Below are 21987 nucleotides of genomic sequence, written 5' to 3' on the forward strand. Positions count from 1 at the left end.
TTGTTTTATTCGTTCTTGTTTTCTTCCGAACCTTCATCCTTCTTGGAAGTCTCATCAGAATCAGCATTCTTCTTCTGGTTCTCTTCATGCTCCTTGATGGCAGCCTGAACTTCAGGAAGTTCCTTTACAGCATCATCGTCAATCTTTGGCTGTTCGTCTTCCATGATTTCCTGCGAACGGCTCAACCAAGGGCGTTTGCCAAAGATATGCTCTACGTCTTCTGCCATAATTACCTCTTTCTTGATCAGAAGTTCGGCTAAGGCATTGTGGCCTTCCTTGTGCTCCATCAGAATGTTCTTGGCACGGGTATACTGTTCGTTGACAATCTTCAGAACTTCCTGATCTATCTCGCGAGCTGTAGCCTCAGAGTACGGACGCTGGAATGAATATTCGTTCCGGTTGTAGAAGCAGATGTTTGGCAACGTCTTGCTCATACCGAGATAAGCTACCATACCGTAAGCACTCTTTGTGGCACGCTCCAGGTCGTTCATGGCGCCTGATGAAATATGACCGGTGAAGAGTTCTTCTGCAGCACGTCCACCCATCAATGAACACATCTCGTCGAGCATCTGCTCCTTGGTGGTTATCTGGCGCTCTTCTGGCAGATACCATGCAGCACCGAGAGCCTGACCACGAGGCACGATGGTAACCTTGATGAGAGGGTTGGCATACTGGCAGAACCATGAGATGGTGGCGTGACCAGCTTCGTGGAGGGCGATGCTACGTTTCTCGTCGGCAGTCATCACTTTGGTCTTCTTCTCCAAACCGCCTACAATACGGTCTACTGCGTCGAGGAAATCCTGTTTGCAAACAGCCTTCTTGTCGTGGCGTGCAGCAATGAGGGCTGCCTCGTTACAAACGTTGGCAATATCTGCACCCGAGAAACCTGGAGTCTGGCGTGCCAGGAGATCTACATCTACAGTTTCGTCTATCTTGATAGGTTTGAGATGTACCAGGAAGATAGCCTTACGTTCGTTCAAACCAGGGAGATCTACATGAATTTCGCGGTCGAAACGTCCGGCACGGAGCAAGGCGCTGTCGAGCATGTCTACACGGTTGGTAGCTGCAAGGATGATGACACCACTGTTGGTACCGAAACCATCCATCTCTGTAAGGAGGGCGTTCAAGGTGTTCTCGCGCTCATCATTACCACCCATGGCTGGGTTCTTGCTGCGGGCACGGCCTACAGCATCAATTTCATCGATAAAGATGATACAAGGTGATTTCTCTTTAGCCTGACGGAAAAGGTCGCGTACACGTGAGGCTCCTACACCCACGAACATTTCAACGAAGTCGGAACCGCTCATGGAGAAGAAAGGTACGCCAGCCTCACCGGCAACAGCCTTAGCCAGGAGGGTCTTACCTGTTCCCGGAGGGCCTACGAGAAGGGCTCCCTTTGGAATCTTACCACCCAAGTCGGTATATTTCTGTGGGTTTTTCAGGAAGTCTACAATTTCCTTTACTTCCTGCTTGGCACCTTCCTGTCCGGCAACATCCTTAAAGGTGATGCCGATGGCATTTCCCTTTTCGTACATCTTTGCTTTGCTTTTGCCAACACTGAAGATGCCGCCGCCCATACCGCCGCTGCCCATACCGCCGCTGAATCTTCCAGACATCCAAAGGATGAAGAATACGAAGAAGAGCAGAGGTGCCAGATTGAAGAGCGTGCTTAAGAAGTCGTTATCCTTCTGGTTGTCGTAGCTGAAAGAGCGAATCTTCTTTTCTTTCAACATCTGGTTGGCATAGCGTTCCACTTCGTCAACCGAACCGAACTGTACTTTTACGTATGGGTTAGGACCTACAGACTTTGCCGGCATATTGTATACATCGCGCGTATATTTCGGGTTGATGTATATCTTGAGGGTGCTTTCTGTTTTATTTGCCACAACACTGAGCACATAGCCTTTGTCTACATACTGTTTGAACTGGGTGTATGTGGCTTCCTTGGCAGCGCTGCCTCCAATCGCATCGCCTCCTCCTGTAAAGAAGAGGATGATCATGGTGATGAGGCAGATGGTGAAAAGCCAGGTCATATTAAATCGTGGCATCTTTGGTCCGCCATTGCCACGAGGCTTCATATTATTGCTTTGTTCCATTTTTATATGTATAACTTTTAGTCGAAAAACAATGTCTGTTCCATCATGTGGGATGGGAGAGAGACTGATTAGTCGAGATTAGGTACATGGGTGAGTTTTGCATCCTCCCATAAATGTTCGAGGTCGTAATAAGCGCGTACTTCCGGAAGGAAAATGTGCACCAATACGTCAACAAAGTCCATTGCCACCCACTGGTCGTTGCCGAGACCAGCCACATTTACAGGTTTTTCTTTCAGATTCTTGCGCACAATGTCGCCCACAGAACCTGCAATAGCTTCAACCTGAGTAGGGCTTCCTCCCTGGCAGATGATGAAGTACTTGGCAATGCTTCCGTCGATTTCTGTCAGGTCGGCGATAACGATGTCTTGACCTTTCTTTTCTTGTATACCTTCTTTAATAGTCTCTACGAGTTGTTTAACTGTGTTCATTTATCTTTTCTTTCTTACTTAATTTATATTCTCTATTTTTCTGCAAAGATACATTATTATAATGGAAAATCGACTTAAAAGGCAAAAAAAATGCGGAAAATTAAAGAAATTGCGTTTTTTTTAGAAAAAAGTGCCGAAAAATTTTGTAGGTTCAAAAAAAACTAGTACCTTTGCACTCGCAATTGAGAAATGAACATCTCGTTTGCTGATATTGGGATATGGTGTAATGGTAACACTACAGATTCTGGTCCTGTCATTCCTGGTTCGAGTCCGGGTATCCCAACAATCAAAAAGTTCTATTTAAAGTTTGGGATATGGTGTAATGGTAACACTACAGATTCTGGTCCTGTCATTCCTGGTTCGAGTCCGGGTATCCCAACTCATACGGTAAGGCATCTTTCAGTAATGAAAGATGTTTTTTTTGTTTATAGGAATTCTGTTTTACTGAATATGTATAACAATAACCCCCAGAGCTTTCGCCCTGGGGTTTATTGTTTTTATTTCTTCTCGGCATCAATAGCCTTGATTTTCTGCTTTACCATTTCGAGGTCAGCCTTGAGTTTCTCAATCTTACGATTCATTTCTTCTACCAGACTGTTACCTTTCTTGCTGGCTGTATTGAAGAAACCGAGGTTGTTCTCGTAAGTTGTAATCTCATTGCGCAACTGGTCGTAGCGGCGCAAGAGTTTGCCACGCTCATTGCCGAGTGCATTGCCGCCTTCCTTGGCAACATTCTTCAAGTTGTTCTTGAAGTTGTCGAAGTGGCGCTTTGCATTGGTGGCGTGAAGCTTCTCGTAGGCTGCATCAATAGCCTCATGATACTCTTTGTAGATCTTGTCTTTCTCCTTGAAAGGAACGTGTCCGATTGCGCTGTATTGCTTGGTAAGATCTTTGAGCATCTTCTGGAAATCGTTGTCTGTAATCTCTGCAACAACAAGTTCCTTGAGCTGGGCAATAATGTTGCGTTTCTTGTCCAGATTGGCATGTTCCTCGCTGCGTGAACCGGCATTCTGCTTGTTGCGGGCTTCAAAGAACTTGTTGCAGGTATCCAGGAATTCCTTCCAGAGCAATTCGCCTTGTTTATGAGGTACGGTACCCACCTTCTTCCATTCTTTCTGGAGAGCGATGAGTTTGTCGCCAGTCTTCTTCCAGTCAGTACTGTCAGCCAGTTCCTTTGCCTTGTTTACGAGTTGCTGTTTCTTTTCGAGATTGGTAGAGTAGGTATCTTTCAATCCTTTGAAGAATTCAGCCTTCTTGTTGAAGAATTCATCGTTGGCGATGCGGAAACGCTCGAAAATCTTGACGTTCATTTTCTGAGGGGCAAAACCGATAGTGCGCCACTCTTTCTGAATCTCAATGATTTCCTGAGTAACTTTCTCCCAGTCCTTGGCAGTCTTATATTCTCCTTGATTGGCTGTCTCTACTTTTTCGCAGAGGGCAGTCTTTTTGGCAAGGTTTTCCTCTTCCTTGGCACGCAGGTCTTCGAAGTGCTGCTGGTGTTTCTTGTTGATAACAGTGCTGGCAGCCTTGAAACGCTCCCAAATCTGTTCTCTCAACTCCTTGGCAACAGGACCGATTTCGCGATATTGCTGGTGGAGGTCCTGAAGCTGGTGGAAAGCAGAAATAACATCCTCTTCCTCATTGAGTTTCTCTGCAGCCTCGCAGAGTTTGGTCTTGGCTTCAAGATTCTTCTTGAAATCATATTCGCGGGCTTCGCTGTTCAACTTGAGCATGTCGTAGAACTGCTCTACATAGAGCTGGTAGTTCTTCCATACCTCGTTTGCCTTGTCTGCAGGGATGTTCTTGATTTCCTTCCATTCCTGCTGCAAGACCTTGAAGTCCTGATATGATTTGTTGGCCTCCTCCGGTGAGGTGGTCATGGCCTTTATCTTTTCGATAATTTCCTCTTTTTTGCGGAGATTATCTTGTTTTTCTTCTTCTTGTGCCAGGAAGATCTTGGCTCTTTTCTCCTTGATGAGTTGCATCTCAGCCTTGAAGGCTTCTTCTGTGTCATCCGGTAGAAGGATATACTTCTCTGGGTCACCGCCTTTTGCGAGATACTCTTTCATCTGTGCGTCTCTTTCTGCGAGATGAATCTTGTAGAAAGTAGTCTTGAGTAGGTCGAGTTCCTCCTTGTTTGGATTTTCGCTGCTATGAGCGATTTCCTTTACTCTTTCGAGCACTTCCTGCTTGGTGGCATAAGCCTTCTTGGCAGGGTCTTCCAGGGTGCTCTGCTGCAACAGAGCTTTTTCTTGAGAGTCCATCATGTCACTTTGTTTAGTTTATGATTCGAGTTTCTTGGGCCGGTAGTTGCTTATCCGCAATTCGGCCCCATACAAAATTATATTATTAATAAGTTGCAAACTTAAAAAAAAAAATCGAATATCATGCCATGATATTCGATTTTTTAATTTTTTTTGTATTTATAATTGTCTTTTTCTTGCTAATCATCGTTTTATGTGCTCTTTTGGGCTACTTAATGCTTATCAGAGTGGTGCATGCTTAGAGCAGACGCTTGTATCTGAGGAAGCCCCATGAAAGTGCGGAAACGAGTACGGAGATAACCAGAGCGATGGCAAATCCGTAATGGCTGTCTTCCATACCGTTGATTAAGTTCATACCGAACAATGAGGAAATCAGCGTAGGCAACATCATGACGATACTGATACTGGTCAGGGTACGCATCGTGGTATTCATGTTGTTGTTGATGATGCTCGAATAGGTATCCATCGTCGACTCCAGAATGTCGGAGTAGATGCTTGTGGTTTCGCGTGCCTGTGTCATCTCGATGTTTACGTCTTCGATGAGGTCGGCATCAAGTTCGTCCACTTGCAGCTTGAACTTCAGTTTAGACAGGAGGTTCTCGTTGCCCCGGATAGAGGTGATAAAGTAGGTAAGGGAGTCCTGCAGGCGGCTCAGGCCAATCAGACTCTCATTGTTCACACCATGATCGAGGTTTCGTTTTGCCTTTTCTATGAGCGAATTGATCTGTTTCAATCGCTTCAGATACCATACCGCTGATGAAAGGAAGAGGCGGAAGGTCATGTCTACATAGTCGGTGAACCCCTCGCTGCGCTTCTGCTGGTAGCTTACGAAATCAATCATCATGTTGGTTTCATAATAGCATACGGTGATGGTAACATCGCGCTTATGGATGATACCCAGAGGCACGGTGGTGTATGGTGTACGGCTGCGTATTTCCTTGACATAAGGGATACGGAGGATGATGAGCATCCAGCCGTCGTCATATTCGTAGCGGGCACGCTCATCGGTATCGCTGATATCCGAGAGGAAATAATCAGGGATCTTGAATTCTTCTTCCAGCAAGCGCTGGTCTTCATCAGTTGGACATGTTACTTGTATCCAGCAGTTTGGCTGCCACTCATTGAGTACAGTCAGATTCTTGTCTATATTCCAATAAGTCTTCATAGTTTGCTAATCTCCACATAATAAAAGTTTGGGGTATGGAGACTAGCGCTTGGGTACGGCCTACTGAAAGGCTTCGTCGTTGCTGAATCTCCACGCCTTACAATTCATTATTGTTCTCCGCGTGATAATCGTCCATTTTTGTGTTATTTTAATGAAACTTATGCAAGTGAATTTGTATGATCTGCTACAGAGATTTTACAAGACTTGCGAAATCGACTGCAAAGGTAATGATTTCTTTTGAAAACTGGAACAAAAAAGCCGAGAATTTTCACTCTCGGCTTTCTTTTTTAATCTTTTTGTAATTTCGTTCCCCATTTTTTACTTTGCAGGAATCTCTGTCAGAAGCTGTTTAACGAGGTTCCAGAAAGGAGCTACGCAACTGATCTGGCAACGCTCATTGGCTGTGTGAGGGCTAAGAAGGGTAGGACCGAATGATACGACATCGAGGTTAGGATACTTGCTCAGGATGATAGAGCACTCCAGACCTGCGTGAACAGCCTGTACCTTACCGTCTGTGCCGTTCTGCTCTTTGTAAACCTTCAATACGTGTTCCAGAATGTCGCTCTTAGGGTTAGGGTTCCATCCCATATAGCTGCCGCTGAATTCAACCTTCATGCCTGCCATGTTGAAACAGCTTTCTACCATTGTGGCAAGATACATCTTGTAGTATTCGTGGCTAGAACGGGCCAGAATCTTGATGGCAGCCTTGCCGTCACCAATCTCAACGATTGCGAGGTTTGAAGAGGTCTCTACAATCTCAGGCATAGATGGAGCCATACGCAATACGCCATCGTGGCAAGCGTAGATTGCATCTACAAGGTTATCCTGGATTTCGGCAGGAACCTGCATCTTAGGAGTCTCTACATTCTCGGTGAAGAACTCGATGTTCTCAGTTGTTTCAATGCCTTCGAACTCATCACAGATTTCGTCCTTCCAGTCGGCTACCAGGTCATTCAAAGCTTCAATGTTCTCCTTAGGCAGGGTCAGAACAACCTCAGCCTGGAATGGGATGGCATTGCGCATGTTGCCACCCTGCCATGAAGCCAGACGGGCATCGAGTTCTGAAATAGCTTCACGCACGACACGAACCATGCACTTGTTGGCATTCGCTCTACCCTCGTTGATCTCGATACCGGAGTGACCGCCCTTCAATCCCTTGAGGGTTACCTTGACGGCAGCATCTTCCTTGTCGGTTTCTACCTCTTTATAATCGAGAGTTGCTGTGATGTCGATACCGCCAGCGCTACCGATAACGAACTCGCCCCAAACCTCGGTATCGAAGTTTAAGAGAATGTCGCCGTTCAGTTCACCAGCTGGGAGATCGTTGGCACCATACATGCCTGTCTCTTCGTCGGCGGTAATCAAGCCCTCGATAGGACCGTGCTGCAAATCTTTTGATTCCATTACCGCCATGATGGTAGCTACGCCAAGTCCGTCGTCGCTACCGAGTGTTGTATGATTAGCACGTACCCAGTCGCCATCGATGATGGTTTCGATAGGGTCTGTTTCGAAATTATGCTTGCTGTCTGGTGCCTTCTGAGGAACCATGTCCATGTGCGCCTGCATAATAACGCCTTTGCGGTTCTCCATACCTGGAGTAGCAGGTTTGCGCATCACGATGTTGCCTGCTGGGTCTTTGAATGCCTCTACACCAGCTTCCTTTGCCCATTCGAGCAAATAAGCCTGAATCTTTTCCAAATGTCCTGATGGACGTGGAACTTGTGTTAACTTGTCAAAGTTACGCCAGATTTCAACTGGGTTCAAATTCTTAATGTCAGCCATAATATTTTTATTTTAATGTTAAATGTTCAATGTTAAATGTTAAGTTGGGCATACGCCCTAAAGCAAGAGGATTCTTCACTCCTCACTCTTTACTCTTCACTTTTCCGGTAAACGCCAGTGCTATCCAGGCATAGATTCCCAAAAGGACTACAAGCAGGGTTTGCACGGAGTGTACGATGAGAACGAAGAAGAGGGCATCGTTTGCCTGAATGCCATAGAGAATGAGCATAGTCTTAACGGCAAAATGCCAAGGTCCGGCTCCGTTGGGAGTTGGTACGATGACCGCAATGCTGCCCACGATGAATGTCACCAGACCGCACATCAGATTGAGATGGGAGGTCGCTTCGAAACATTGGAAGGTGAGATAGTAGTGGAAGAAATAGCTCAACCAGATGCCCAGGGTAAGGGCGATGTAGAGCGGTACATTCCTGACACCTTTCAGCGAGATGATACCTTGCCAGAGTCCTCCCAGCGTTGCTTTCACCTTATTATATATAGCGAGTCGCTTGAGCAGATAGTGAGCCAGGATGAGTACTGCTATGCCACAGATAGCAGTCACGATGTAACCTGTGGCTGTAAACTGGCAGAGTAAACTGTCCATGCTCGTACCTGTTTTCTCAAAGAAATTGAGGAATACTGGAATCTGCATCACAAAGACCAGCGCTGTAATCAGCAGCACGAGGAGTGAATCGATGGCTCTTTCTGTAACAACGGTACCCAGGGCTTTCGGAAACGAAACATCATCCCATTTCTTCAATACGCCGCATCTGGCAAACTCACCCGCACGGGGAATCACAAGACTCAGAGCATAGGAGAGGAAGATGGAGTAGATGCTGATACTGGAGCGTGCCTTTTCACCTAATGGCTCCAGCGACTGTTTCCATCTCCATCCTCTGAACACCTGGGCAGAGATGCCAAAGGGGAACGACAGCAGCATCCAGGTCCAACTCATCTTGTGAAGCAGAACATCCTCTACTTGCTTGAAGTTGAATCCGCGATACATCCAATAAAGGATGGCGCCACCCAGAATGAGCGACAAAGCCACCTTCCATATGTTGTTTGCTATCTTCTTTATATCCATAATTAGATGCAAAGATAATACTTTTATTGACAATATCGTTCGAATCTGCATATTTTTAGCATAAATAAACGCTTGGGCGCCATTTATGGCTAAAAGTATAGCCTTTTTTTAAAGAAACAGGTGGCTCTTTCCCTTTTTTACCCAAAAAGATGAAAAAAATCGCATACTTCGTGTGGATTCTCAAAAAATAATCGTATTTTTGCAAAATATATAATATAAAGATAAGATATGAAAGCTGTAAAGCCTAAGAAGAATCTCGGTCAGCACTTCTTGACCGACCTCAATATAGCAAAGCGCATCGCCGATACGGTGGATGCCTGCCCGGATATACCTGTTCTCGAAATCGGACCAGGTATGGGCGTTCTTACCCAATATCTCGTAGAGAAACCAAGACCCGTCAAGGCGGTGGAAATCGACTCGGAGTCGGTGGCGTATCTTCATGAGAATTTCCCGACACTCAAGGATAATATCATCGGTGAAGACTTCCTGAGAATGGATTTGAACCAGATATTCGATGGAAAGCAGTTTGTGCTGACAGGTAATTATCCATACGATATCTCATCGCAGATATTCTTCAAGATGCTCGATTACAAGGATCTCATTCCTTGCTGTACCGGAATGATCCAGCGTGAGGTGGCATTGCGTATGGCATCAGAACCAGGCAACAAAGCCTATGGTATCCTCAGTGTGCTCATCCAGGCATGGTATGATGTGGAATATCTCTTTACGGTAGATGAGAATGTGTTCAATCCGCCACCAAAGGTGAAGAGTGCGGTAATCCGTATGACTCGTAACAAGGTGACTGACCTTGGCTGTGATGAAAAACTGTTTAAGCGTCTGGTAAAGACCGTCTTCAACCAGCGTCGCAAGATGCTCCGTGTAAGCCTCAAGCAGATGTTCCCGGGTGTAACACCACGTGAGGATTTCTACACCACCGACATCATGACCAAGCGTCCTGAACAGCTAACCATCCAGCAGTTTGTAGAACTGACCAACTATGTGGGCGAAGAACTCAAAAGAGTGGGGATACTTAATAGTTGATAGTTAAGAGTTAATAGTTAATAGGGACTACGTCGTATAACAGGAAAGCCCTAAAAATTATAAATTGTAAATTATAAATTGAAATAATTATGATAGACGTAAAAGAAACTTTGAATTCTGCAGCAGAGCGTATGGAGATGGCAGCAATGTATCTCGCAGAGGAACTCTCTCATGTTCGTGCTGGTCGTGCTAATGTTGCCATCCTCGATGGTGTGCGCGTAAATAGTTATGGCAGTATGGTTCCTCTGAACCAGGTAGCTACAGTTACAACCCCTGATGCCCGTACTATCGCTATCCGCCCTTGGGACAAAAAGGCTATCAAGGATATCGAAAAGGCTATCATGGATAGTGGTGTAGGTATCACTCCTGAGAACAATGGCGAAATCGTACGTCTGGGTATTCCTCAGCCAACAGGTGAGCGCCGTAAGGAACTCGTAAAGCAGTGTAACAAGATTGCTGAGCGTGCTAAGATTGAGGTGCGCAACGTGCGCCAGGAAATCAAGGAAAAGTTGAAGAAAGCTATCAAGGATGGACTTTCTGAAGACTTGGAGAAGGATGCTGAGAATGATTTGCAGAAACTCCACGACAAGTACATCAAGCAGCTCGAAAACCTGATGGACGAGAAGGAGAAGGAAATCATGACAGTCTAAATCATTCTGGACTTACATTATTTAATAAGTGATAATGAGAGGACTCGTTATTAAAAATACAGGCAGCTGGTACACCGTCAAGACAGACGATGGCCAGCTGATTGAAAGTAAAATCAAGGGCAATTTCAGATTGAAGGGCATCCGCAGCACAAATCCTGTGGCTGTAGGCGATTATGTGCAGCTTATTACCAATCAGGAGGGTACGGCATTTATCTCTTCTATCGAAGACCGCCAAAACTATATCATTCGTAAATCACCTAACCTCAGTAAGCAGAGTCATATTCTGGCTGCTAATGTAGACCAGGCGCTGCTTGTGGTAACGGTGAATTATCCGCAGACATCTACTACCTTCATCGACCGATTCCTGGCTGGCGCTGAGGCCTACAGAGTGCCTGTTATCATCATTTTCAATAAAAGTGATATACTTTCAGAAGAAGAATTGCATTACGAGAAGATGATGTGCACGCTCTATGAGACCATCGGATACAAATGTATCGAATTGTCGGCAGCTACAGGTGAAGGAGTTGAACTGTTGCGACCTCTTATCAAGGATAAGAAATCTTTGTTGAGCGGCAACAGCGGGGTAGGAAAGTCAACCCTCATCAACCAGCTCATTCCTGATGCAGAGCAGCGTACCGCAGAAATCAGCGAGGCGCATAATAGCGGAATGCATACCACAACCTTCAGTGAGATGCTGGAACTGCCGGAAGGCGGATATCTCATTGATACTCCGGGCATCAAGGGCTTTGGTACCTTTGATATCGAAAAGGAAGAGCTGACCAGCTATTTTAAGGAAATCTTCAAGTTCTCTCAGGATTGTAAGTTCTCTGATTGTACACATACCCACGAACCGGGGTGTGCGGTAATCAAGGCGGTTGAGGAACATTATATTGCAGCTAGCCGCTACCAGAGTTATCTCTCTATGTTGGAGGATAAGGACGAAAACAAATACAGAGAGGCTTTTTGATAGTGAAGAGTGAATATTGAAGAGTGAAGAATTTTTAAAAAACATATTAATGAAAGAACAGAAGGACGTCAGGCAGCGTATCGAAGAAGGTGAGTTCGCACAGAGTGCAGAAATCAGTGCGAGCTATCTGGATGAGGACATCTTGATTATAGATAATGTCAAGGTGTTGCAGAACCCCGACCCTATGAGGTTCCAGATGAACATGATTGCATCCTGTCAGAGAGGCAGCCTGAGAGCTGAACTCAACGGACGGGAATTCACCGTGGAGAAGGGCGATATATTTATCAGTCCGCCTAACTCTATTCTCGACATCAAAGAGGTGTCGGGCGATTTTGCGTGTACAGCCATGTGTGTCAGCAATCATGGCTTGCTTAGTATCCTTCGTTCTCATATCTCGGTATGGAACCGTGCCATGTATGTGAGCAAGGTTTCGGTGTTGAAGATGAACGAGGTGGATATGGTGTTCTATTCTAAGTTTACCGACTTGGTGCGCCTCTGTCTGGATCCGAAGTTCAACGACCGCAGTTCGTGGAAACCTTATCGCCGTGAGATTGTAGAGACGCTCCTGAAGAGTGCCCTTCTTGCTGTGAGCAATCTTTTGCTGACAGATCTTCCGAAAGAAACGTTGGGAACCAGTGCCAGCGATTTCTTTGATAAGTTCCTGGAGATGTTGCAGCAGAGCGAAATCAAGCATCAGCCGGTTGAGTATTTTGCGCAGCAGCTTTGCATCACACCAAAATATCTCTCCATCATCTGCAAGCGCCATTCCGGCAAGACTGCCATCGAGTGGATTACTGAGTATACGCTTGCTGATATCACCTATTATCTCCGTTCCACGACGAAAACTATCAAGGAAATTTCAGGTATACTGGGCTTCTCCAATACCTCATTCTTCGGTAAATATGTAAGAGAGCATCTGCACATGTCACCTCTGAAATATCGTGAAAGCTTGAGAAAACAATAAGTATAAAATAAAAACTCGCAAATTCTAAAGAAGAATCTGCGAGTTTTTTTGTTTCTATCAAATAGGGTGGAGCTGGAGGGAATCGAACCCTCGTCCGCACAAGGAAACCATACGCTTTCTACATGCTTATTCCAGCCTTCGGTTTTCGAGGCATGACAGGACCTGGACCACCAATCATACCCTTATCCTCTAAAATTTCATCCATGCAACGAGGCGTACATGAACTATTTCCGATTTACCTGCACCGCTTGATCAACAAGATTCGGAACAACATCCGTTGAGCGATGTCTCGTTCCAGCACCCTGTGCTGGAATAAAGCTAGTTTACTATACTTCGACTAGGCAGCGAGAGCGTAGTTATTTTCGCCAATTAATTTTTTGTTCACTAGGATTTAGGAGGTAGCCAACGAGCCTCCGCATGCTTACGTACCATTTCATCTCGCCGTCAAATCCAGTCAACCCCGAGAATTTTCTGATATTGGGTGCAAAGATAAGGCGAAAATTTGAAATTACCAAATTTTTTAAGGAAAAAATCAGCCTAAACATTCTGAATAGCTTAAAATGAGCGTTTTATGGATTCTTACTTTAAACATGCTAACCAAACTCTAAATGCCAATGGCTGTAATTATATCCTCATTTTCATTATTTTTAGGTATTGCACATCTTCTTAGAAATATGTACCTTTGCAGCCTCATTCAAGATAATAATAATGATTATGAATATACTAAATAAGAAAATAAGTTGGAGAAAACAACATAAATGGTTAGGTATCATCATGAGTTTTTTCATGCTGATGTTCTGTGTGTCGGGTATTTTGCTCAATCATCGTTCGCTTATCAAGGATGTGGACGTGAGCAGGAAATATCTGCCAAGTCGCTATGAATTCAAGAATTGGAATGGCGGTTTGCTGAGGGGAACGCTTGCTTTGGATGATGCTGTATTGCTGTATGGAAACGGGGGAATCTGGCAAACGGATTCTACAGCATCCACATTCAAGGACTTTAATCAGGGGATGCCAACAGGGGCGGACTGCCGGCAGATAAGAAATGTTATTAGGACGGATGACGGCTCGGTCTGGTCAGTATCTCCTTTTGCACTTTACCGGTTGGGAAATCATCAAATATGGAAAAGCGTGACTCTTCCGACAGAGAAAGAAGAGAAGTTGAGCGACATTACTGCTCATGGAGATACGCTTTTGGTTCTCAGCCGTTCCTATGCTTACGTTTCCTTGCCACCTTATCATAACTTTCGTCGGATAGAGCTGCCTATGCCAAAGGAGTATGACGGGAAAGTAACCGTCTTTCGCACGGTATGGCTGCTTCACAGTGGAGAGTTGTTTGGCAGTATTGGCAAACTCATCGTAGATGGCATTGCTATAATCCTGGTATTGCTCTGCATCACAGGTTTTATCTTCTGGTTAAAGCCTAAACAGAAGAGGTTACTTCGTTCTTCGCTACAATGGCATGACAAATTAGGCAGATACACCATCATACTTACTTTGTTGATAGCCTTGACAGGTTGGTGTCTTCGTCCACCGGTGATGATAGCCTTGGTGTTAAACAAGATGCCGTCTATCCCTGGAACAACGCTTCATAGCAAGAACCCTTGGAATGACAAACTCCGTGTGGTGCGTTATGATGAAAAGTTCGGTGACTGGCTCTTGTCAACTTCGGATGGTTTCTTTTCCGTGAATTTCCAGACAGGAAAGTTGGAGTCCATCTCCAATACTCCACCAGTCAGTGTTATGGGATTGAATGTCCTTCAGCAAAACAATGATGGCAAATGGTATTGCGGTTCGTTTAGTGGTCTCTTTGTTTGGGATAGAGTAAAGGGAACAACCGTTGATTATTTTTCCGGGAAATCTGCTCTAAAGAAAACTGGCGCACCTTTCGGGAATAAGGCGATAGCAGGTATGAGTCAGGATTTCTCAGATACGCCTGTCATTGCTGAGTATAATGAAGGAACCGACTTTGCGCCACAACCCGCTTATATGGACCAGCTGCCTATGTCGTTATGGAATGTGGCTCTGGAGGCTCATAGCGGTAGAATCTTCATAGGTAGTATTGCTACATATATATTTATCTTCGTGATGGGAATACTTGCCGTATGGTGCCTTTGGTCTGGGTATGTCATTAGACTGGTGAAGAAAAAATAAAAAAAGTTTGAATGCGTTGTTTTAATTGCCATATTGTATGTGTAAATGGTTGATACTCAGCGTAAAAGTACGTATGGTAATTCTCGGAAAAGCGCCGGGAATTGCCATATGTTGCCATTGTGAGAATTAGTACCCTCATTTTCGTCGCGACGTATCTGATGCTGCGTCGTGACGCAGTTGTTGTTACGTCGCGATGTATCAGATGCTACGTCGGGACGTAATTTCTTCCGCATCGATGGCGAAGTTATGAATAAAGATTGTTCATGGCAATATATGGCAGATAACCCCTAAAAATAAAGAATTGCCATATCCATAACAGCTTTGTAATCAGATAGATTACTGGCAGATATGGCAATATGGCAATTCTTGAAAGAAAAATATTCAAAAATAAGTCTTATTATTTCACGCTCCACTCAAACAAACCGCAGGAGTGGGTTTCTGGCTGCTTCAACTCGAGCTTTACAGCCTTGGTCTTCACTGGATCGAAATTCACGATGCAGGCTACACCACGCTTGCATGGATAAGCATCGGCTCCTGAAACTTCCTTCCAGTTGCCTGCCTCGTCCTGATAGTAGAGCTTCCAGCTGTCTGGCACTTTGCAACCGCCCCATGGCTGGTCGTCGTACCAATATACGGTGCTGGTCTTGATCTCCTTGCTCTCAGGGAAGGTGTAGGTAATCCACTCTGTGGTGTTCTTCTTAGGCCACCAGTGGATGTATGGGATAGAACGGTCGTTCTCATCGGCAGGAACCAGTCCGTCGGTGATACTGCTCTTGGCTGGCACTGGAGAAGAGAATTCTACCTTAGCCTGAGCTGCGAGAGTTGCAGGAGCTGATGGCTTTGCCGCCTTGACATCCTGTGGCAACCATACCTTCATGTTGCCGTTGCCACGATGAGCCCAGGCGAAGTATGGGATGAGGGTCAGGGTCTGATCCTTGGTGCTCAGCTTGCCACTCTTGTCGTAGGCGAGGGTCTGCACGTTCTCGGTCAGGGTCTCCATGTTCTGACCCTTGTAGAGTGTCAGTACATTCTTATATTTAGGGTCGATGAAGCCATCGTAAGAGAGCTTGCCCTCAGCAAACTGAGGTTCGCGGTTTTCCAGGATGCTCATGATGTCGAAGCCCTGGTTGTCTGGCCACTCTGCACAATATACGATAGGACCACGCTCGATGCTGATGCAGCCACGGTCAGCCTCTACCTTGTTGTTGGCACGTACGGTGCGTGCCTCCATGTCGAAGTGAACGCGAACCACATCGCCCTTCTTCCACTTGCGGTTGATGGTATAATAGCCATCCTCTGTTACCTTAGCCTCTACCTTCTTTCCGTTTACGGTGATGGTATAGCCCAGACGCTTGCCGTCGCTGTAGTAGTAAAGGTCAGATGGAACAGGCTGACCCTTCACCCATCCAGGGATGCGGATCTTCATACCGAACTGACCAGCCTTGTTGTCATCCACCTTGATGGCGATATCTCCGTTCCAAGGGTACTGTGTATCCTGGCTCAGGGAAACCTTCTTGCCGGCTACCTTCAGAGAAGAAGAGTTGCTGAGGAAGAGGTTGACATATACATTCTTATCCTTTACGGCATATACATAGCCCGGGAGGGATGGCAGGAAGCGGCAGATGTTGCTAGGGCAGCAGGCACAGCCGAACCAAGCCTGACGCTGGTGCTGACCCATACTCTCCAATGGGTTAGGGTAGAAGAAGCCGCCGCCGTCCATGCTCACACCACTGATGAGACCATTGTAGAGGGTGCGCTCCAATACATCGTAATACTTACTCTCGCCATGGAGAAGAAAGAGACGGTAGTTGACATAAACATTGCCGATAGCTGCGCAGGTTTCGCAGTAGGCGCTCATATTAGGCAGCTCGTAGTTCATGCCGAAAGCCTCGCCGTTGTTGGTGGCTCCGATTCCTCCGGTGATGTAGAGCTTCTTGCTCACGATGTTGTCCCAGATACGGTCGATGGCGTGGATATAGGCAGTATCACCGGTGAGGGCTGCTACATCTGCCATACCTGCATACATATAGGTGGCACGTACGGCATGGCCTACAGCCTCATCCTGCTCCAATACAGGTTTGTGGCTCTGTGAATATTCTGTTTGAATTTTTGTCTTACCGCGATAGTCGAGGAAGAACTTTGCCTCGTCGAGATATTTCTTGTTGCCGGTAGCGAGATAGAGCTTACAGAGTGCCATTTCGGCAATCTGATGTCCCGGTACCACGCAAGCCTGTCCTGGATTAGGACCTACCTCGCGAACCACGCAGTCGGCATAGCGGATGGCGATATCGAGGAACTTGCGGCTGCCAGTAGCCTGCCAGTGAGCTACGGCACCTTCTACCATGTGTCCAAGGTTGTAAAGTTCGTGGCTCAGATCCTCCTCCATGCTCCAGCGCTTGTCGCCAGCCCAGAAATGAGGATGCTTCGGATTCTGTGTACGTGCGGTATAGAGATATCCGTCAGCTTCCTGAGCCGGAGCAATGATATCGAGCACGCTATCGATATACGCCTTGAGTTTCTTGTCTGGATAAGTTTGCAGCACGTAGCTGGCACCTTCAATCGTTTTGTATGGGTCGGTGTCGTCGAAGCTGTAGGGCATCAGTTTGCCCACATCATAGGTGTCGCTTGGATGAGCAGCGCGCTCAAAGTTCTTGTATCTTCCCTCCGACTCGCATTTGCTGAAAGCCAAAGGTATAGTCACCTTGCGAGAGGTTTCAATACGCTGTCCCCAGAACGTATTGTTCCAAACCTTTACTGATGTGAAAGGCACCGGAGTGATAGGATAACCACCCGAGCTCTTGTTTACCTTTTGTGCCGAGGCAGGCATCAATGCCAATGCTGCCAAGGCTGATGTCATCAAAATCTTTTTCATGTATTGCTAGTTTATTTTGTTTATTTTTTGTAAGGAATGTATTCATCCCAGAGTTTCAATGAGTGCAGATAGCCTGAGAAAGGCCATGCCTCTTCGGCATTCTTGCCCAGAAGCATAAACTGCGATGGCTTGACGAGGAGCTGGATATCCTTCTGACTGATGAGCTTGTCGTTGATGTAGATGCTTTCGATTCTGCCATCGAAGCAGACATATACGTGCTGCCACTTGCCTTCTAGGGTCTTCATCTCCTTGTAGCCGGCATCCTCGTACCATCCATAGTGATTCATCACACCGCAGCGTGGTTCGGTGCCGTTTACCAGCATCAGCTTCTCCAGTTCATCGTGCGAAGAGGTGAAATCGGCTACGCATTCATTCTCGGCAATCTCCGGATTCAGAATCCATGCCCCGATGGTGTATGGAGCGTTGTCGCGGATGGTGGCAGGGAGCATGAAGTTGCTTCTGTAACTCTCCTTGCCGGTAAAGGCGAATGCCTTCTTGCCCTCTATGGTCTTGATGATGGCTGCTGTATCGTGTTGCGTCTCAAACTCGCCCTTGAGATGGACATCCAGCGGACTGCCGTTCTTGATGTAAGGCACGGTATCGCCCTCGTTGTAGTAGTCAGCTCTGATATCTACCACCAGTCCCTGACTGTTCTTGTCGGCTACTGCCTCACGTACGATGTTGCTCTGGGCATCGAAAGCCTTTTCTGCAGCCTCCTGTTCCCAGTTATAATAACGGAGATTGGTGAGGGTAAATTGTTTTTCGCCTGCACTAATTTCCAGTTTTCCTTCAGAAAGATTCAGACGAGGATCGTTTTCATCTATCTGATGCCAGCTTCCGTTGTCGAAAGCCTGGGCGGTGAGGGTATGCTTGCGTGTCTTGCCGAGCTGCGGATGAGTCATCACCAGCTGGGCGCCCGGTTGCAGGGTAACGGCATCTTTGCCAGCCATACGCTCTCTGAGGGCGGTGCCCTGAAGGAGCGAGAACTTGCCGGCGAGCATTCCCTCGTTGTTATGCCAGGTTGTACCATCGAAATCGGCTGCAGTCAGGCCTAGCCACTGCTGTGGGGCAGAATCTTCTACGGAACCGTAAACCTTGATGTTCCAGATGGCACCACCAAAACCGTTTTTCTGTCCGCCGGTATAGGTGAGGCGGATGTACTGTGCCTTGGCATTTCCGAAATCTACCATCGGCGAACCGGCCAGACGGTTCTGTCGCTTGTCAGAGAAGGTCTGCCAGTGCTTGCCATCATTCGATGTCTCGATGAGATACTGATAGAATTGTGTTCCGTATTCAAACTGAGTCCAGATGCTCTTGATGCTCTGCTTCTTGCCCAGGTCTATCTGGATCCAAGCTGGTCCGGTGGTGCGAGGGCGCCAGAGTGTGCCGTTGTTGTTATCAACCGCATATTCCGGACGGAAATCGTTGTCGTAGTAGGAAGAGGCGGTAACCTTGGCACCGAAGGCGAGGTTCTTTGCTACCTTCATCTCCGGTTTTAGATCGAGACCTTCGTGGGTTGGAATGACCTCCTTGATGGTACCGTCTGCATTGAATTCGAGTTTATCGATTGCCACCTGACGATGGAATCCACGGTTGGAATGCGGATTGTCGTGGCGATGATATACGATGTAGTAGTTGTCGCCTTCCTGCAGCACGCTGTTGTGTCCCGGACCGTGAACGCTTCCGTCGGCATTGGTCTTGAGGATAGTGCCGTGGTAGGTGTAAGGACCGAGCGGACTCTTGGCTGTGGCGTAATCTACGCGGTAGCTGGCATCCTCGCAATGCTCGCAGGAGTAGAGGAAGTAGTAGATGCCATTGCGCTTGAATACGAATGGCGCCTCGAAGAAGTGAGTAACTTCGGTGTTCGGGATGAGCTTGGTTTCGCTGAACGATTTCATATCAGGATTCAGCTTACCTGCTCCGCAACCGAAGCCTTTGTAGATGCCCCAGGTGCCCCAATACATATAGACCGAGCCGTCATCATCGCGGAAGGTCTGACCATCTAGAGTGATGGCATTCTTTACGAATCTATCCGGTACGAGCACGGCTTCGCTCTCGCCCAGCACGTTCTTCCAAGGACCGCGAGGTGTATCGCCCACACCCAGATGGAGTTTGCAAGGCTGGCAGTAGAGATAGTAATACTTGCCATCGGCTTCGTTCTTCATCACGTCCGGTGCCCATATCCAGTGGCTGTCCGGCCAGTTCATCGGCATCAGGGTCCAGTTTTTGAAATCCTTGCTGCACCAGAGCTGTGCCGGTCCGAAACCGGCTCCGCTACCGTCAGTAGTAGCATATATATAATAGGTATCACCAAACTTCTTGATGGTTGGGTCGGCAAAGTAACCAGGCAGGATAGGGTTGCCTGCTCCCGGAGTGTTGTAGGCAGCTGCGGCAGCACCTGTCTCAGGCACTGCCGCAGTTATCAACAATGTTACAATTATATTTTTACTAACCATATGAACATCTTTTCTAAATATTTATTTCTTAATAAGTTTAATAACGAATCCACCGCCTGAAGCAAGATGGAACTTCAATTCTGATTTCTGATTGATGACGGATTTCTCTATCTTATAATCCTCGGCATCATGGTTGGCATTGATGCCGTCTTTCAGTACGATTGCCTCGTAATCGCCATCTGTGAGGAAATCAAATTTCAGGGTGAGCGTGCGCTCATCCCAGTTGCTCTGACCGCCTACATACCAGTCGTTGCCCTTCTTTCGGGCGGTAACGATATACTTTCCGATTTCGCCTTGTGGCACGATGGTCTTGTCGAAGACTACAGGCAATGAAGCGATATATCGGGTATATGGCTCATCCGCCTCATAGTTGGTAGGAGTGTCGGCAAGCATTGTAAACGGACTGTCCTGCACGAGGTAGCAGGCAGCCTGGTGGCATCGGGTACCCATCGAAATCGGTTTGGTGTAGATTGCCTTCCAGTTATCGCGGGTTCCGTTTCTCATCGCTCCCGGTGTGAAATCCACCTGTCCTGCCATCATTCGGATGTATGGGAAGGTAACGTCGTAGAGCGGCATATCGTTCTTAGCCTCTGTCCAGCGGCTTTCTTCCATACCGAAGACACTCTCGTAGTTGAGGATGTTAGGGTAGGTGCGGTTCAGACCGTGTGGCTTGTAGATACCGTGCAGGTCGAGGATGAGATGATGCTTGGCGGTGCAGGCAGCCAGACGTTCCACCATTTCGATGGCTGTCTGGTCGTCGCGGTCCATGAAATCCACCTTGAATCCCTTGATGCCCATATCAGCATAGGTCTTGCAGATGGTTTCCAGGTTCTCGTCCATCACGTTGAACACAGCCCAGAGTACGATGTCCACGCCCTTGCTCTTACCATATTCTATGAGCTTAGGCAACTGGATATCGTCTATCGGTTTCAGAATGCTTCCCTCTTTCGAGTTGTACCATCCTTCGTCAAGGACGATGTATTCCAAACCGTGATTATGAGCAAAATCGATGTAATATTTGTAAGTTTCAAAATTGATGCCCGCCTTGAAATCCACACCTTTCAGATTCCAGTCGTTCCACCAGTCCCAAGCCACCTTTCCCGGTTTGATCCAGGAAGTATCTCCAATCTTGTTGGGAGCAGCGAGTGCATACACCAGGTTGTTGGTTGGCATCTGTGTATCGTGCTCTGTGATGGCGAAGATGCGCCAAGGATAATTGCGCTTGCCGGTGCTGGTAGCGATATAATCGCAGGTACTCTTTACGTGGGTCATGTGTCGCCAAGGGTAGTAAGCCATCTCCTTAGGGTAGGGAGCGAAGGCGGCTCTCAGGATTCCCTTCTCTTTATCCTGTTCGCTGCTGTTAGCCTTCAGCCACATGCCCGGATACTTCTCCAAGTCGCTCTCCAGGATGGTAACCTTTGCCTTGCCGCAATCTACGGTAGCTGGCAGAAAGGCTAAATCCTGCTTAGCGGTATCGAGCCGTGTTTCGTGATAGATATTCTGGAAAGCCATGGCAAATGGCTTTTCGGGAGTCGTGGTATAAGGCAACCATGCCTTTTTGTCCTTGCCAAACTTGTAGGCGGCGGTTTCATTCAGGATGATGGTCTTGCCCTTTCGCTGGGTGTAGAATCGGTAAGCCACTCCCTCATCGTAAGCTCTCAGGATGATGCCGAAACCGTTCTTCAGTTTCAGATTCAGTTCCTGATAACCTGTTTCAAAGTTTTGCTGACGATAGAATGGGGCATGGATGCTCTCCTTATGGTTGCTAAGCTTGTGGCTTGCTACCTTCGGGTTCTTACCCATGTCCATTCCATCGTTCAGCGTTACACCTATTGAAGACTCCTGTAAAAGAATGGAGCCGTTGTATTTAAATTGAAGAGAGAGATTCTTGTTGGTGTTGAGTTCTGCCACGATTTTACCATCTGGTGATTTTACCAGATAGTTCTCTGCCGATACTGTTGCCCCTATATATAATAAGGTGGCGATGAAAAAGAGTTTCTTTACCATAACTTTCTAGGTTTATTGTTGTTTTGTCCGTTTTGTTGTTCGCTTGATGGCAATGCCTAT

14 protein-coding genes, 2 tRNA genes and 1 other RNA gene are annotated in these 21987 nt (G+C 46.8%); 7 read left to right on the forward strand and 10 right to left on the reverse strand.

What is annotated here, in order from left to right:
• Window positions 1-5: 5 nt before the first annotated feature.
• Complete coding sequence (gene ftsH / locus ACWJAO_RS06610; RefSeq protein WP_153084659.1) at window positions 6-2096, reverse strand: ATP-dependent zinc metalloprotease FtsH; 2091 nt, start codon at window positions 2094-2096, stop codon at window positions 6-8.
• Window positions 2097-2164: 68 nt separating this feature from the next.
• Window positions 2165-2524, reverse strand: coding sequence for a ribosome silencing factor (gene rsfS, locus ACWJAO_RS06615; RefSeq protein WP_449139680.1), 360 nt, complete (start codon window positions 2522-2524; stop codon window positions 2165-2167).
• Window positions 2525-2736: 212 nt separating this feature from the next.
• Here rsfS and ACWJAO_RS06620 point away from each other — a divergent pair.
• Both ACWJAO_RS06620 and ACWJAO_RS06625 read left to right on the forward strand, forming a co-directional pair.
• Window positions 2737-2807 (forward strand) — tRNA-Gln (locus tag ACWJAO_RS06620).
• Between the two features lie 25 nt (window positions 2808-2832).
• Window positions 2833-2903 (forward strand) — tRNA-Gln (locus ACWJAO_RS06625).
• A 118-nt stretch (window positions 2904-3021) separates the two neighbouring features.
• Here the strand turns inward: ACWJAO_RS06625 and ACWJAO_RS06630 are convergent.
• From ACWJAO_RS06630 to ACWJAO_RS06645, 4 genes are all read right to left on the reverse strand, one after another.
• A complete protein-coding gene (locus ACWJAO_RS06630; RefSeq protein ID WP_449139681.1) occupies window positions 3022-4791 on the reverse strand; it encodes a DUF349 domain-containing protein in 1770 nt (589 codons plus the stop codon).
• 235 nt (window positions 4792-5026) lie between these two features.
• Complete coding sequence (locus ACWJAO_RS06635; protein ID WP_022121433.1) at window positions 5027-5953, reverse strand: magnesium transporter CorA family protein; 927 nt, start codon at window positions 5951-5953, stop codon at window positions 5027-5029.
• A gap of 318 nt (window positions 5954-6271) precedes the next feature.
• Window positions 6272-7735 carry an aminoacyl-histidine dipeptidase gene (locus ACWJAO_RS06640; RefSeq protein ID WP_449139682.1) on the reverse strand — a complete coding sequence of 488 codons (1464 nt, stop codon included), beginning with the start codon at window positions 7733-7735 and terminating at the stop codon, window positions 6272-6274.
• A gap of 82 nt (window positions 7736-7817) precedes the next feature.
• Entirely contained in the window at window positions 7818-8816 is a 999-nt protein-coding gene (locus tag ACWJAO_RS06645) for a lysylphosphatidylglycerol synthase transmembrane domain-containing protein (protein ID WP_449139683.1), read from the reverse strand.
• A gap of 228 nt (window positions 8817-9044) precedes the next feature.
• Between ACWJAO_RS06645 and rsmA the strand changes: the two genes are divergently transcribed.
• The 4 genes from rsmA (at window position 9045) to ACWJAO_RS06665 (ending at window position 12438) form a co-directional block, all read left to right on the forward strand.
• Window positions 9045-9857 (forward strand): 16S rRNA (adenine(1518)-N(6)/adenine(1519)-N(6))-dimethyltransferase RsmA, encoded by an 813-nt coding sequence (gene rsmA / locus ACWJAO_RS06650; RefSeq protein WP_449139684.1) that lies wholly within the window; start codon window positions 9045-9047, stop codon window positions 9855-9857.
• 89 nt (window positions 9858-9946) lie between these two features.
• The gene (frr, locus tag ACWJAO_RS06655; protein ID WP_006847159.1) at window positions 9947-10507 is read left to right on the forward strand and encodes a ribosome recycling factor; all 561 of its coding nucleotides are present in this window, start codon (window positions 9947-9949) and stop codon (window positions 10505-10507) included.
• Window positions 10508-10541: 34 nt separating this feature from the next.
• Window positions 10542-11474, forward strand: coding sequence for a ribosome small subunit-dependent GTPase A (gene rsgA / locus ACWJAO_RS06660; protein ID WP_006847160.1), 933 nt, complete (start codon window positions 10542-10544; stop codon window positions 11472-11474).
• 49 nt (window positions 11475-11523) lie between these two features.
• The gene (locus tag ACWJAO_RS06665) at window positions 11524-12438 is read left to right on the forward strand and encodes a helix-turn-helix domain-containing protein (RefSeq protein ID WP_449139685.1); all 915 of its coding nucleotides are present in this window, start codon (window positions 11524-11526) and stop codon (window positions 12436-12438) included.
• A 64-nt stretch (window positions 12439-12502) separates the two neighbouring features.
• Here ACWJAO_RS06665 and ssrA read toward each other — a convergent pair.
• Window positions 12503-12900, reverse strand: a transfer-messenger RNA (tmRNA) gene (ssrA, locus tag ACWJAO_RS06670).
• Window positions 12901-13146: 246 nt separating this feature from the next.
• Here ssrA and ACWJAO_RS06675 point away from each other — a divergent pair.
• The gene (locus ACWJAO_RS06675) at window positions 13147-14592 is read left to right on the forward strand and encodes a PepSY domain-containing protein (RefSeq protein WP_449139686.1); all 1446 of its coding nucleotides are present in this window, start codon (window positions 13147-13149) and stop codon (window positions 14590-14592) included.
• Between the two features lie 397 nt (window positions 14593-14989).
• Here the strand turns inward: ACWJAO_RS06675 and ACWJAO_RS06680 are convergent, their stop codons facing one another.
• Genes ACWJAO_RS06680 through ACWJAO_RS06690 form a run of 3 tightly spaced genes read right to left on the reverse strand, consistent with a single transcriptional unit; the run spans window position 14990 to window position 21927 of the window.
• Window positions 14990-17464, reverse strand: coding sequence for a glycoside hydrolase family 127 protein (locus ACWJAO_RS06680; RefSeq protein WP_449139687.1), 2475 nt, complete (start codon window positions 17462-17464; stop codon window positions 14990-14992).
• A gap of 20 nt (window positions 17465-17484) precedes the next feature.
• Window positions 17485-19920 (reverse strand): family 43 glycosylhydrolase, encoded by a 2436-nt coding sequence (locus ACWJAO_RS06685; protein WP_449139688.1) that lies wholly within the window; start codon window positions 19918-19920, stop codon window positions 17485-17487.
• A gap of 21 nt (window positions 19921-19941) precedes the next feature.
• On the reverse strand, window positions 19942-21927 hold the full coding sequence (locus tag ACWJAO_RS06690; RefSeq protein ID WP_449139689.1) for a glycoside hydrolase family 97 protein: 1986 nt from the start codon (window positions 21925-21927) through the stop codon (window positions 19942-19944).
• Window positions 21928-21987 lie beyond the last annotated feature (60 nt).

The sequence above is a fragment of the Segatella sp. genome, assembly GCF_977051555.1.